This window comes from Tropicimonas sp. IMCC6043, from assembly GCF_004146235.1.
In the GTDB taxonomy this organism is placed as follows: Bacteria; Pseudomonadota; Alphaproteobacteria; order Rhodobacterales; family Rhodobacteraceae; genus Tropicimonas.
Genome location: NZ_SELO01000198.1, coordinates 1 through 312, shown reverse-complemented (window position 1 = coordinate 312; position 312 = coordinate 1). Strand labels below are relative to the sequence as shown.

Annotated in this window: 1 protein-coding gene; it reads right to left on the bottom strand. The window is 55.8% G+C overall.

Translation table 11 applies throughout. The features are described 5' to 3' along the window. On the bottom strand, positions 1 to 193 hold a 193-nt coding region (locus EU800_RS29280), incomplete at its 3' end, for a hypothetical protein (RefSeq protein ID WP_371685679.1). Positions 194 to 312 lie beyond the last annotated feature (119 nt).

Sequence of the window (312 nt, the reverse complement as noted above, 5' to 3'; positions counted from 1 at the left end):
GAATCCAAACTATGTCCGGACCGGAAGGATCGCCTTTCTCGGGTCGGAAATCGTTCAGGCTGACCAAGTATCGGTCCCAGATCGGACTGCCACATCTTCCGCAAAAACCGCGTTCCTTGATAGCGCCAGGCTCATGGAACATTGTAAGCGTGCCTTTGGTGAACTTGAGGGTCGCCGTAGGGAATCCTACCAAGGCATAGTAGGGTCCGCCGGACCATTTCTGGCAACGCCTGCAATGACACAAACCAGCCGAGACAGGGTCTTCGTCACACTCGTACTTGATCGCACCGCACAGGCATCCCCCAGTCCACT